Raw genomic sequence first — 12,667 nt, forward strand, 5'->3', positions numbered from 1 at the left:
GCCGCCAGCGCTACGGCGAGGCCGTTGTGCGCGAGATCCTCGGCGCCCAGTTCATCGAGGAGCAGCCGCACGTCCCGCGCGGTCCGCGCGTGAGCGGCGCGTGATGCTCCCGTCCCTCCACCCCGTCCGCCCCCACCGAGAGGAGGCGACCGCATGTACGAAGGCATCGTCCAGGAGCTGATCGACGAGCTCGGCCGGCTCCCCGGCATCGGACCCAAGTCCGCGCAGCGCATCGCGTTCCACATCCTGCAGACCGAGACGTTCGACGTGACCCGTCTGGCCGAGATCCTCCTCGAGCTGCGGGGCCGCGTGCACTTCTGCGACATCTGCGGCAACGTGGCCGAGGAGGCGACGTGCGGAATCTGCCGTGATCCGCGCCGCAGCCGCGCCGTCATCTGCGTCGTGGAGGAGGCGAAGGACGTCCCCGCCATCGAGCGCACCCGCGAGTTCCGCGGGCTGTACCACGTGCTCGGCGGCGCGATCAGCCCCATCGACGGCATCGGCCCGGATCAGCTGCGCATCCGCCAGCTCCTGCAGCGACTCGCCGACGGCGAGGTGCAGGAGGTCATCATCGCGACCGATCCCAACCTCGAGGGCGAGGCGACCGCCACCTACCTCTCGCGCATGCTCAGCACCCTCGGCATCCGCATCACCCGCCTCGCCTCGGGCCTGCCCGTCGGCGGCGACCTCGAGTACGCCGACGAGATCACCCTCGGCCGCGCCTTCGAGGGCCGCCGCCTCGTCGAGAACTGACCCAGGAGGAGGCGAGCGTCCCGCCCGACACATGGCCCCTCGCGCATGCGCCCGCCGGTAGACTCCCTCGTCGGGTCGCGACGGCCCACCAGCCACCGACCCGGGAGCAGCACGTGAGCCTGATCGTCCAGAAGTTCGGCGGGTCCTCCGTCGCCGACGCGGAGAGCATCAAGCGCGTCGCGAAGCGGATCGTCGCCACCAAGCAGGCCGGCAACGACGTCGTCGTCGCCGTCTCGGCCATGGGCGACACCACCGACGACCTCCTCGAGCTCGCCCACCAGGTGACCCCCATCCCGGCCCCCCGCGAGCTCGACATGCTCCTCTCCTCGGGCGAGCGCATCTCGATGGCGCTGCTCGCCATGGCCATCAAGAGCATGGGGTACGAGGCCCGCTCGTTCACCGGCAGCCAGGCCGGCATGATCACCGATGCCCAGCACGGCGCCGCGCGCATCGTCGACATCACGCCGGTGCGCCTGCGCGAGGCCCTCGACGAGAACGCGGTCGTCATCGTCGCCGGCTTCCAGGGCTTCAACCGCGACACCAAGGACATCACCACGCTCGGCCGCGGCGGCTCCGACACCACCGCCGTCGCCCTCGCCGCCGGCCTCGGCGCGGACACCTGCGAGATCTACACCGACGTCGACGGCGTCTTCACCGCCGACCCCCGCGTGGTGAAGCGCGCGCGCAAGCTCGACCGCATCTCCAGCGAGGAGATGCTCGAGCTCGCCGCCGCCGGAGCGAAGGTCCTGCACATCCGCGCCGTCGAGTTCGCGCGGAGGCACGGGGTCACGCTCCACGTGCGCTCCTCGTTCAGCCCCAACGAGGGCACCATCGTCTACAACGCCGGAGCAGCCGGCACCGAGAAGGGACAGACCGTGGAAGAGCCCATCATCGCCGGCGTCGCCGCCGACCTGAACGAGGCCAAGATCACCGTGGTCGGCGTGCCCGACATCCCGGGGAAGGCCGCTCAGATCTTCACCATCGTCGCGAAGACCGGATCGAACATCGACATGATCGTGCAGAACGTGTCGGCCGCCTCGACCGGGCTCACCGACATCTCCTTCACGCTGCCCAAGGCCGACGGGCAGACGGTCCTCATGGCGCTCAACGCCGAGAAGGACGACGTCGGCTTCCAGGCGCTCCAGTACGACGACCAGATCGCGAAGCTCGCGCTCGTGGGCGCCGGCATGCGCACCAACGCGGGAGTCTCGGCCAAGCTCTTCCGCTCGCTCTTCGAGGCGGGCATCAACATCGAGATGATCTCGACCAGCGAGATCCGCATCTCGGTCGTCACCCGCGCCGACACGGTGAACGAAGCGCTGCGCGTCGTGCACACCGCCTTCGGGCTCGACGGCGAGGACGACGCGGTCGTCTACGCCGGCACCGGCCGCTGACGGACACCGACCCCCGCGATCCCGCCGATCGCGCGGTACCGGGCGCGGAGAGCACTCCCCGCCCGGTACCTTCTCACCGGTACCCGCTCCCGCGGGACCCGACCCTACGAGCGGCGGCTCCGCCGCCCGGACGAAAGAGCAGAGCATGAGCAGCACCCCCCTCCACGTGGGCGTCGTCGGCGCGACCGGACAGGTCGGCAAGGTGATGCGCCGCCTCCTCGAGGAGCGCGAGTTCCCGATCGCCTCGATCCGCTTCTTCGCCACCGCGCGCTCGGCCGGGACGACCCTGTTGTTCCGCGGCGAGGACGTCGTCGTGGAGGACGTCGAGACGGCCGACCCGTCGGGCCTGGACATCGCGCTCTTCTCGGCCGGAGCGACCGGCTCGCGCGCGCAGGCCCCGCGGTTCGCCGCCGCCGGTGCCCTCGTGATCGACAACTCCAGCGCCTGGCGCATGGACCCCGAGGTCCCGCTCGTCGTCAGCGAGGTCAACCCGCACGCGATCGACCAGGCCGTCAAGGGCATCATCGCCAACCCCAACTGCACCACGATGGCCGCGATGCCGATCCTGAAGGTGCTCGACGCCGAGGCCGGGCTCACCCGCCTGATCGTCAGCACCTACCAGGCCGTCTCGGGCAGCGGTCTCGCCGGGGCGAACGAGCTCGCCGGCCAGGCGAAGGCGGCCGTCGCCGACGAGCGCCTCCTCGACCTGGTGCACGACGGCTCGGCCGTCGCCTTCCCGGACCCGGCCGTCTACGTCGCTCCGATCGCCTTCGACGTCATCCCCTTCGCGGGCAACCTGGTCGAGGACGGCCTGAACGAGACCGACGAGGAGAAGAAGCTCCGCAACGAGAGCCGGAAGATCCTCGAGCTGCCCGGCCTGCTGGTCTCGGGCACCTGCGTCCGCGTCCCCGTCTTCACCGGGCACTCGCTCTCCGTCAACGCTGAGTTCTCGAGCCCGCTCACTCCGGAGCGCGCCCGCGAGCTGCTCGCCGACGCCCCCGGAGTGGTGCTGCGCGAGGTCCCCACGCCCCTCGTGGCCGCCGGCACCGACCCGAGCTACGTCGGCCGGATCCGCGCCGACGAGGGCGCCCCCGAGGGTCGCGGTCTCGCGTTCTTCATCAGCAACGACAACCTGCGCAAGGGCGCCGCCCTGAACGCCGTGCAGATCGCCGAGCTGATCGCCGCGCGTCCCGCCGCCTCCTGACGGCTCGGCGGCGCCGTCCGGGCCGAGCGGACCGCTCGACTCCGCGCGGTGCCGCCGGCCTCCGCGTCGAAAAGCCGCGAATTTGATGACGGTGCGGCCCCCCGGCCGGGCTGCCGACCCTTCCGCGACGGTAAACTCGGTTCTCGTGAACTCCTCGGAACCGGTCGACGTCGCCCTCATCGGAGGGGGCATCATGAGCGCCACGCTCGGAGCCCTCCTGACCACGCTCCAGCCCGACTGGACGATCGCCGCCTACGAGCGCCTCGGCGACGTCGCGCAGGAGTCCTCGAACCCCTGGAACAACGCCGGAACGGGTCACGCCGCCCTCTGCGAGCTGAACTACATGCCCGAGGCGGCCGACGGCTCCGTCGACCCCGCCAAGGCGATCCAGATCAACGAGCAGTTCCAGATCTCGCGCCAGTTCTGGGCGAGCCTCGTCGAGGCCGGCGCGATCCGCGAGCCCTCGAGCTTCATCAACGCCGCTCCGCACATGACGTTCGTGCACGGCGAGGCCAACGTCGAGTACCTCCGCAAGCGCTACGAGGCGCTGAAGGACCAGCCCCTCTTCGCCGGCATGGAGTTCACGGAGAGCATCAAGACGATCCACGAGTGGGCCCCCCTGCTGATGGAGCAGCGCCCCGCAGGCGGTGGACCCTACGCGGCGACCCGCATCCCGGCGGGCACGGACGTCGACTTCGGCGCGCTCACCCACCAGCTGTTCGATCACGTGGTCGGCAACGGAGGCACGCTCGACACCGGCCACGAGGTCACGAACATCGGCCGCCGCAAGGACGGACTCTGGCAGCTCGATCTCAAGCAGCTCGTGGGCAGCACGCCCAAGCGCGTGCTCGCCCGCTTCGTCTTCGTCGGCGCGGGCGGTGGAGCGCTGCACCTGCTGCAGAAGTCCGGGATCCCCGAGATCAAGGGCTTCGGCGGCTTCCCGATCTCAGGCCAGTTCCTCCGCACCGACAACCCCGAGATCGTGGCCCGCCACCAGGCCAAGGTCTACGGCAAGGCCGCCGTGGGCGCCCCGCCGATGTCGGTGCCGCACCTCGACACCCGCGTCGTCGACGGTGAGGCGTCGCTGCTCTTCGGGCCCTACGCCGGATTCACTCCCAAGTTCCTCAAGCGCGGCTCGTGGCTCGACCTGCCGCTCTCGATCCGCCCGCACAACATCGGGCCGATGCTCGCGGTCGCCCGCGACAACCTCGACCTGATGAAGTACCTCCTCGGCGAGGTCGTCGCCGGCCGCGGCAAGAAGATGAAGGCGCTCCGCGAGTTCCTGCCCACCGCCCGCTCCGAGGACTGGTACCTGATCACCGCCGGTCAGCGCGTCCAGGTGATGAAGAAGGACGAGAAGAAGGGCGGAGTGCTGCAGTTCGGCACCGAGGTCATCACCGGGGGCGAGGGCACCATCGCCGGCCTCCTCGGCGCCTCGCCCGGGGCGTCGACCGCCGTGCCGATCATGCTCGACGTGCTGAAGCGCTGCTTCCCGGACGAGCTGAAGGGCTGGGAGCCGCGCCTCCGCTCGCTCATCCCGAGCTACGGCTCGACCCTGAACGACGCTCCGGAGGCGGCCGAGCGCACGGTCGCGGCGACGGCCGAGACGCTGGCCCTGGGCGCCTCGGTCTGAGCTCCGCTCTCCGCGGCCGGTCGCGATCCCGCGCCGATCGGCCCGGAGGGTTCGAACATATGTTCTAATTGCTCCATGAGGTGGAGCGGGCAGTCGATGAGCGCGGCCGACGAGAGCGCCCTGCCCGGCCTCGTGCGGCTGACGGATCTGGTGCGGACGACCCGCACCCCCGAGTTCGACGGCATCACGTTCTACGAGGTGCTGGCGAAGTCGGCGCTCAACCGGGTGCACACGTCGTCCAAGATGCCGTTCGGCTGGACCATCAACCCGATGCGCGGGTGCACCCACGCCTGCACCTACTGCTTCGCCCGCCCGACCCACGAGTACCTCGAGTTCGACGGCGGCCGCGACTTCGACTCCCAGATCGTGGTGAAGGTCAACGTCGCCGAGGTGCTCACGCGCGAGCTCGCCCGGCCGAGCTGGGAGCGCCATCCGGTGGCCCTGGGCACCAACACCGATCCGTACCAGCGGGCGGAGGGGCGCTACCGTCTGATGCCGGGCATCATCGCGGCCCTCGCGGCGTCCGGCACGCCGCTCTCGATCCTCACCAAGGGCACGCTCCTCCGTCGCGATCTGCCGCTGCTGAAGGAGGCGGCGGAGCACGTCCCCGTCGACCTCGGGGTCTCCATCGCCGTCTACGACGAGGACCTCCAGCGCTCCGTCGAGCCCGGTGCGCCCACCGCCGCGGCCAGACTCGCCACGGTCACCGCCGCGCGCGAGGCCGGATTCGACTGCTCGGTGTTCCTGATGCCGATCCTCCCGTTCCTCACCGACACGACGGCCCATCTGGACGCGTCGCTGCGGGCGTGCCGCGAGGCGGGGGCGACGTCGATCCTGTACTCCACGCTCTACCTCAAGCCCGGGGTGAAGGAGTGGTTCCTCCAGTGGCTGGCGCACGAGCACCCCGAGCTGCTCGACCGCTACCGCTCCCTCTATCCCGGCGGCTCGGCCTACGCCCCGAAGGAGTACCGGCGCTGGCTGGCCGATCGCATGCGCCCTCTGATGCGCGCCCACCGCCTCGAACAGGGGAGGGAGGATCCGGCGACCGGCTCCGTGCGCTCGTCCGGTCTCGGGATGCTGAAGGTGCTCGGCGGCGACCGTCGGCCGCTCCAGCACGGCGGCCTGCTCGCCGAGGAGCTCGGAGCCGAGCGTGCGGCGATCCTGCCGGGAGTCGGTCAGCCGACCCTCTTCTGACCCCCGTCGCGCCGATAGGATCGACCCATGGTGACCCGCTCCGGCGAGCCCTCGCCCGGCTCCTCCGCTCGGAGCGCCGACGACGAGCCCCGCCGCGCCGTGCGCCTCGGGATCCTCGACGACCACGAGCTCCTCCTCGACAGCATGAGCAGCTGGATCGCGGCCAACGCGCCCGACTTCGACCTCGTCGTCAGCGCCGGCACCTGGATGGAGCTCGTCACGAGCACCGTGTTCCCGACCCAGGTCGTCATCATGGACTTCGAGCTGAGCGAGCCGATCTCGATCGAGGCGCGGATCCGGACCTGCCGCGCCGCGGGGGCGACCGTGATCGTGCTGTCCGAGCGCGAGGACGACGAGGTCCGCGACCGCTGCCTGCGCGCGGGAGCGGCCAGGCACCTCACCAAGTCCCAGCCCATGCGCGACGTGATGGAGAGTGCGCGCTCCGCGATGGAGATGCGCTCGAACGCCGGATCCGCGACGCAGTGGCGCCCGCTGCCCATCGGGGTCGCGGCGCAGCAGCGCCCGAAGCTGAGCGCGGGGGAGCTGGAGGCGCTCCGGCTGTACGTCGGCGGCTCCAGCACGCCGGAGGTCGCCGCCGCGATGAACGTGCGGTTCGAGACCGCGAAGACCTATCTGCGCCGTGTGCGCCAGAAGTACGCCAAGGTGGGCCGACCCGCGAGCCGCCGGGCGGAGCTCATCCGGCGCGCCGCCGAGGACGGATTCCTCGAGTGAGCCGCGCCCCCCGCACCAGCACCGAGGAGACCTGATGGCCAAGCTGTACTTCCGCTACGGAGCGATGAACAGCGGCAAGAGCACGTCGCTCCTGCAGGCCGCGCACAACTACGAGGAGCGCGGCCACCGCGTCCTGCTGGCCAAGCCGTCGGTCGACACGAAGGGCGAGGAGCTCATCGTGTCGCGACTCGGCGTGACCCGTCCGGTGGACATCCTCTTCCGGCCGGACGAGGACCCGGTGGCCGTCTTCACCGCCGCGCGCGCCCGCACCCTGGCCGAGTCGGCGCGCGATGTGAGCGCCCTCCTCGTCGACGAGGCGCAGTTCCTGCCCGAGTCCCACGTCGACGATCTGCTGCGGATCGCGATCCTCGAGAACGTGCCGGTCCTGGCCTACGGCATCCGCACCGACTTCCGGACCGCCGCGTTCCCGGGCAGCAGGCGCCTCCTCGAGATCGCGCACAGCCTCGAGGAGCTGAAGACGATCTGCCGGTGCGGGCGCAAAGCGATCTTCAACGGGCGCGTCGTGGACGGCCGCTTCGTCTTCGACGGCGACCAGGTCGCCATCGACGGCGCGTCCGTCACCTACGAGTCGCTCTGCGGATCCTGCTACCTGCAGGAGAGCCGCGGCCGGCTGCGCGGCTGAGTCCCCGAGGCATCCTCGCTGTCGCGTCACCCACGCGAAACGAACTAGTGGGTAGCCTTGCGGGCGTGACATCACCGGAAACGGAACTACGCCTTTCGGAGCACGAGGAGAGGTCGGGGGGATCGATGGCGGCGCAGGAGACCACTCCGAAGCGCGGAACGTCCTGGGAGCAGGAGTACCGTCGGCGACTGCTGGCGACGGACATCGTCGCGATCCTCGTCTCCGTCCTCGGCACCCAGCTCTTCTGGTTCGACCTCGACCTGGGCTCCGACGTCGGGTTCAACAACCCCGTCGAGATCCCCATCACGTACGCGTGGGTCTCCGTCATCCTGGTGCTCGGCTGGCTCATCGCCCTGCAGGTCTTCGACACCCGCGACCGGCGGATCATCGGCACCGGCTACGCCGAGTACCGGCGCATCGTCGACGCCTCGATCTGGCTGTTCGGCATCGTGGCGATCATCGCCTACCTCCTGCAGATCCTCCTCGCGCGCGGCTACATCGTCACCGCCTTCCCCGCCGGGATCCTCCTCATCTGCGTCGGCCGTCTCTCCTGGCGCGCCTGGCTCACCCGGCAGCGCCGCCAGGGCCGCTTCGCCAACCAGGTCGTGCTCCTGGGCTCGCGGGCGAGCGTCCTGCACACCGCCCGCGAGCTGCGCCGCGGCACCGAGGCGGGCTACAAGCTCGTCGGCGCGGTCTCGACCTCGCCGGGGGGAGCCGAGGCGCTCCTCGCCGACGACGAGCTGACGGGCCTCGCGGTCCACGGCTTCACCGGAGTGGACGGCGTCCGCGCCGTCATGGATGCGACCGGCGCCGACACGGTGGTCGTCACCAGCTCGGACGAGCTCGCCCCCCAGCGCATCCGCGAGCTCAGCTGGACGCTGGAACCCGGCCGCGAGCACCTCGTCGTGGCCCCCAGCCTCACCGACATCGGCGGCCCCCGGATCCACACCCGCCCGGTCGCGGGTCTGCCGCTCATCCACGTCGAGACGCCGCGCTTCGACGGGCGCCAGCGCTTCGCCAAGCGGCTCTTCGACATCGCCGCGTCGACACTCCTGATCATCCTGAGCGCCCCGGTGCTCATCGTCGTCGCCGTCCTCGTCAAGACGACGAGCCCCGGACCGATCCTCTTCCGCCAGGAGCGGATCGGGCTGAACGGCGCCACCTTCGAGATGCTCAAGTTCCGCTCGATGGTGGTCGACGCCGAGGCCCGCCTCGCCTCGCTGGCCGCTCAGCAGCGCGACGAGGGCAACAGCATCCTGTTCAAGATGGCCAAGGACCCGCGCGTCACCAAGGTCGGCGCCGTGCTGCGCCGCTTCAGCCTCGACGAGCTGCCCCAGTTCCTCAACGTCTTCCGCGGCGACATGTCGCTCATCGGACCGCGCCCGCCCCTGGCGCGCGAGGTCGAGCAGTACGAGGAGCACGTGCACCGCCGCTTCCTCATGAAGCCGGGGATCACGGGCCTCTGGCAGGTCAGCGGTCGCTCCAACCTGTCGTGGGAGGACACCGTCCGCCTCGACCTCTACTACGTCGAGAACTGGTCGATGACGGGCGACCTGATCATCCTCTTCAAGACGGCGCGTGCCGTGCTCGCCCGAGACGGCGCGTATTGAGCGGCTCGTACCACGCGACTCCGGAGCGGAGCATGGCCGTCTCGGTCCTCGACGTGCCGTTCCGGGTCGTGTTCGGCGGCGGTCTCTCGGACCGGGACGTCGAGCGGATCACCGCCAGCTGGGCGGAGTGCCTCGCTCCGGCCGGTGGCGACGGGCGGATCGTCCACGCCGATGTCCTGCCCTCCCGCCCCGGCGGTGACGACGTCAGCGTCCTCGCCGGCTCCGTCGCCCAGCTGGAGGAGTCGCTCACCTCGACCCTCACCGTGCAGGCGATCGGCGCCCGCCGTCACGAGCTCCTGATGCTGCACGCCTGCGGCGTCGCCGACGGGTCGGGCAGGGTCCTCGCCTTCGTCGCGGCGTCCGGCACCGGCAAGACCACCATGGCGCGCGCGCTCGGACGCCGGTTCGGCTACGTGACCGACGAGACCGTCGCGGTCGCGGAGGACGGCGCCGTCGTGCCCTATCCCAAGCCGCTGTCGGTCAAGCCGCTGACCGGGAGCGCCCCCAAGGCGCAGCTCGCGCCCGGCGGGCTCGGACTCCTGCCCCGTCCCGCCGCGCCTCTCGTGCTCGCCGGAGTGGTCCTGCTGGACCGTCGCCCCGGGGTGGGGGAGCCCTTCCTCGAGCCGGTCGATCCGGTGGAGGCCGTGGACGACCTCGTGCCGCAGACCTCCTACCTCTCGGCCCGTCCGCGCCCGATCCTGCACCTCGTCGAGACGCTGCGCGCGCTCGGAGGGGTCCGCCGGCTCGTGTACTCCGAGTCCGCGGCGGCGCTCGACCTCGTCGAGCAGCTCTTCTCGTCGCTCGACGTCCCCGCTCCGTCGATCTGGGACGAGGTGCTGGCGCTCCCGCTGCCGGAGCCGGCGGGCGAGGCGGCCGACCTCGCGTGCGCACCGGCCGACGACGCGCTCCTCACGCCCTCCGGCGAGCTGCTCGTCTTCTGCGCGGGAACGCTCGTCCGCCTCTCCGGGATCGGCCCGTCCGTCTGGCGCCTCGTCGGCAGCGGAGCCGCCGGGGACGACCTCGTCGCCGCGGTGCTCGCGGACGTCGGCGGTGCACCCGACGGAGTGGACCCGCGGGAGGCCGTCGGCGCGGCGGTCGACGAGCTCGTCGCGCTCGGGGTGATGACGAGGAGGAGTCCCGCACGGCCCACCCCCGACGGGGTGCACACGTGATGCGCCGCGAAACAGCGCGGATACACGGCTGTGTAACAATTCCAGGGCTCACCGTCACCGACGGTCGCGCCTCGATCCGAACCAGTGAAGGAACTTGACACTGTGGAACTTAGAGACGTCCTCCGACTTCTCCGTGATCACTGGCTGGCGATCGTCGCAGCGATCCTCCTCGGCACCCTGGTGGCCTTCGGCTGGTCCCTGACCCAGAAGCCCCGCTACGTCGCCGACTCCCAGGGCATCGTCTCGGCGAAGGTGGCCGCGGGCGGCGACGAGAGCCAGGCGATCTACTCCCGCCAGATCGCCGACACCGTCGCACGGTCGAGCCTCCAGACCTACCTGCCGCTGGCCACGTCCCGCGATGTGGCCGAGATCGCCATCACGAACCTCGGCCTCGACCTGAGCGCGTCCTCGCTCATCTCGGCGATCACGGTCACCTCCGAGACGACCGCCCCGGTCATGACCGTCCAGGCCACCGCCTCGACGCCCGAGGGCGCGCAGAAGCTCGCCGACGCCTGGGTCTCGGCCCTCGCCACCCGCATCCAGCAGGTCAACCAGGAGACCGGGGTCGGCGACACCGTCGGCCTGTCGGTCGTGCAGTCCGCGGCGCTGCCGAGCTCGCCGGACTTCCCGAACCTCCGTCTCGTCCTCGCCGTCGGCGCGCTCGTCGGCCTCGTGCTCGGGCTCGTCTACGCCTTCGTCCGCAACACGCTCGACCGCCGCATCCGCACCGCCGAGATGGTCGAGCGCCTGTTCGATCTCCCGGTCGTCGGCACGCTCCCCGTCGACAAGCGGCTCAACGAGACCAACCGCATCGTCCCGGAGGCCGACACCACGGACTACGTCGCGTCCGACGGCAAGCACGCGCTCGCCGAGGCGCTCCGCGAGCTGCGCACCAACCTCCAGTTCATGAACGTCGACAGCCCCCCGCGCATCATCGTCGTGACCAGCCCCCTGCCCTCCGACGGCAAGTCGACCGTGACCGCGAACCTCGCCGTCACCCTCGCCGCCTCCGGCCAGCGCACGGTCGTCGTCGACGGCGACCTCCGCAAGCCCACCGTCGCGAAGTCCTTCGGTCTCGTCCCGGGCGTGGGCCTGACCGACCTGCTGATCGGCAAAGCCGAGCTCCAGGACGTCCTGCAGCCGTGGGGCCCCTCCGGCAACCTCTGGATCCTCGGCGCCGGATCGATCCCGCCGAACCCGAGCGAGCTGCTCGGCTCGAACGGGATGGACATCCTGCTGCACGAGATCGCCCGCGAGGCCATCGTCATCGTCGATGCTCCTCCGCTGCTCCCCGTGACCGACGGTGCGATCCTGACGGCCCGCACCGACGGCGCGCTCGTCGTGATCTCGGCGGGGAAGACGACGACGGACGAGCTCGGCAAGGCCATCCAGAACCTCGAGCGCGTCAGCGGGCACACCCTCGGCGTGATCCTCAACCGCGTCCCGCCGCGCGGCCAGGTCGGCCGCGGCTACGGCTACTACTACACGAGCTACTACGGCTCCGAGCGGTCGGGAGCGCGGGCCGAGAACCCGACCGCTCCCGCACCGAGCGCCGTCTGATCGGCCGGGCATGACGTTCCCGGGAGACGACGGATCGCGGCGGGTCCGGCGGGGCTGGCGCCCCTCCGAGCCGGCGGCGGCCTCGGAGGCTCCGGTCTTCACGATCCTGTCCGTCTGCACCGGGAACATCTGCCGCTCGCCGATGGCGGAGCAGCTGCTGCGGCGGTCTCTCGCGGAGGCGACGTCCCCGGCGGGAGGTCCGCTGTTCTCCCTCCGCAGCGCCGGTGTGCAGACGAGGGACGGCTATCCGATGGACCCGATCTCGTCCCGGCTGAGCGCGGAGTACGGCGGCGAGCCCGTGGGCCACTCCAGCGCCAGGCTCTCCGAGGAGCTCGTCGCCGAGGCCGACGTCATGCTGACGATGACCCGCGAGCACCTCGTCGACGCGGCGAGGAGGTTCCCCTCGATCCTCCTGCGCGGCTTCACGCTGCTCGAGTTCGCCCGGGTGCTGCCGTTCGTCATCGCCGAGGTGCCGATCCCGGCCGTCGACGATCCCGCGGTGCGCCTGCGCACCGTCGTCCGGCTCGCCGCGGCCCATCGCGGTCGTGCGCCGAGGGCCGACGGAGGCGACGACATCGACGACCCGATCGGCCGCAGCGAGGCCACGCACGCGCGGGTCGCCGCTGAGATCGCGGGAGCCGTCTCCGACATCTCCCGTGATCTGAGAGCATTGGCGCGGCGGTAGAGCGCTCCTGCGCACCCCGCCGCTCCCCAGAACCTCCCTCTGCCCGCCGTCGCCGACGCGACACCCACCACGTCCACGATTCGGAGA

General features: G+C 71.1%; 11 protein-coding genes. All 11 read left to right on the forward strand.

Annotated elements, in window-relative coordinates; translation table 11 throughout:
* The first annotated feature begins 153 nt into the window (after positions 1-153).
* The 11 genes from recR (at position 154) to IOC53_RS14630 (ending at position 12,580) form a co-directional block, all read left to right on the forward strand.
* Positions 154-753, forward strand: a complete 600-nt coding sequence (gene recR, locus IOC53_RS14580) for a recombination mediator RecR (RefSeq protein WP_104222157.1) — start codon at positions 154-156, stop codon at positions 751-753.
* Positions 754-866: 113 nt separating this feature from the next.
* Entirely contained in the window at positions 867-2,147 is a 1,281-nt protein-coding gene (locus IOC53_RS14585; RefSeq protein WP_207406796.1) for an aspartate kinase, read from the forward strand.
* Positions 2,148-2,292: 145 nt separating this feature from the next.
* Positions 2,293-3,351, forward strand: coding sequence for an aspartate-semialdehyde dehydrogenase (locus tag IOC53_RS14590; protein ID WP_207406801.1), 1,059 nt, complete (start codon positions 2,293-2,295; stop codon positions 3,349-3,351).
* 85 nt (positions 3,352-3,436) lie between these two features.
* A complete protein-coding gene (locus IOC53_RS14595) occupies positions 3,437-4,984 on the forward strand; it encodes a malate:quinone oxidoreductase (RefSeq protein WP_207406802.1) in 1,548 nt (515 codons plus the stop codon).
* Between the two features lie 75 nt (positions 4,985-5,059).
* Positions 5,060-6,178 (forward strand): Rv2578c family radical SAM protein, encoded by a 1,119-nt coding sequence (locus IOC53_RS14600; RefSeq protein ID WP_207406803.1) that lies wholly within the window; start codon positions 5,060-5,062, stop codon positions 6,176-6,178.
* Positions 6,179-6,205: 27 nt separating this feature from the next.
* Positions 6,206-6,910, forward strand: a complete 705-nt coding sequence (locus IOC53_RS14605) for a DNA-binding response regulator (RefSeq protein WP_242683368.1) — start codon at positions 6,206-6,208, stop codon at positions 6,908-6,910.
* A 34-nt stretch (positions 6,911-6,944) separates the two neighbouring features.
* Positions 6,945-7,553: a thymidine kinase gene (locus IOC53_RS14610; protein WP_207406805.1), complete on the forward strand. Its 609-nt coding sequence runs from the start codon at positions 6,945-6,947 to the stop codon at positions 7,551-7,553.
* A gap of 125 nt (positions 7,554-7,678) precedes the next feature.
* Entirely contained in the window at positions 7,679-9,163 is a 1,485-nt protein-coding gene (locus tag IOC53_RS14615; protein ID WP_207406807.1) for a sugar transferase, read from the forward strand.
* Positions 9,164-9,195: 32 nt separating this feature from the next.
* On the forward strand, positions 9,196-10,335 hold the full coding sequence (locus IOC53_RS14620) for a hypothetical protein (RefSeq protein ID WP_207406808.1): 1,140 nt from the start codon (positions 9,196-9,198) through the stop codon (positions 10,333-10,335).
* A 102-nt stretch (positions 10,336-10,437) separates the two neighbouring features.
* Complete coding sequence (locus tag IOC53_RS19525) at positions 10,438-11,895, forward strand: polysaccharide biosynthesis tyrosine autokinase (RefSeq protein ID WP_207406809.1); 1,458 nt, start codon at positions 10,438-10,440, stop codon at positions 11,893-11,895.
* Positions 11,896-11,905: 10 nt separating this feature from the next.
* Positions 11,906-12,580 carry a hypothetical protein gene (locus tag IOC53_RS14630; RefSeq protein ID WP_207406812.1) on the forward strand — a complete coding sequence of 225 codons (675 nt, stop codon included), beginning with the start codon at positions 11,906-11,908 and terminating at the stop codon, positions 12,578-12,580.
* Positions 12,581-12,667: the final 87 nt, after the last annotated feature.

It is taken from the genome of Rathayibacter sp. SD072 (assembly GCF_017355185.1).
Lineage (GTDB): Bacteria > Actinomycetota > Actinomycetes > Actinomycetales > Microbacteriaceae > Rathayibacter.

What these genes read in the sequence shown, in the direction of transcription:
- recR (WP_104222157.1), top strand. Translation starts at nt 154, where the DNA reads ATGTACGAAGGCATCGTCCAGGAGCTGATCGACGAGCTCGGCCGGCTC.
- IOC53_RS14590 (WP_207406801.1), top strand. Translation starts at nt 2,293, where the DNA reads ATGAGCAGCACCCCCCTCCACGTGGGCGTCGTCGGCGCGACCGGACAG.
- IOC53_RS14595 (WP_207406802.1), top strand. Translation starts at nt 3,437, where the DNA reads ATGACGGTGCGGCCCCCCGGCCGGGCTGCCGACCCTTCCGCGACGGTA.
- IOC53_RS14600 (WP_207406803.1), top strand. Translation starts at nt 5,060, where the DNA reads ATGAGGTGGAGCGGGCAGTCGATGAGCGCGGCCGACGAGAGCGCCCTG.
- IOC53_RS14605 (WP_242683368.1), top strand. Translation starts at nt 6,206, where the DNA reads ATGGTGACCCGCTCCGGCGAGCCCTCGCCCGGCTCCTCCGCTCGGAGC.
- IOC53_RS14610 (WP_207406805.1), top strand. Translation starts at nt 6,945, where the DNA reads ATGGCCAAGCTGTACTTCCGCTACGGAGCGATGAACAGCGGCAAGAGC.
- IOC53_RS14615 (WP_207406807.1), top strand. Translation starts at nt 7,679, where the DNA reads ATGGCGGCGCAGGAGACCACTCCGAAGCGCGGAACGTCCTGGGAGCAG.
- IOC53_RS14620 (WP_207406808.1), top strand. Translation starts at nt 9,196, where the DNA reads ATGGCCGTCTCGGTCCTCGACGTGCCGTTCCGGGTCGTGTTCGGCGGC.
- IOC53_RS14630 (WP_207406812.1), top strand. Translation starts at nt 11,906, where the DNA reads ATGACGTTCCCGGGAGACGACGGATCGCGGCGGGTCCGGCGGGGCTGG.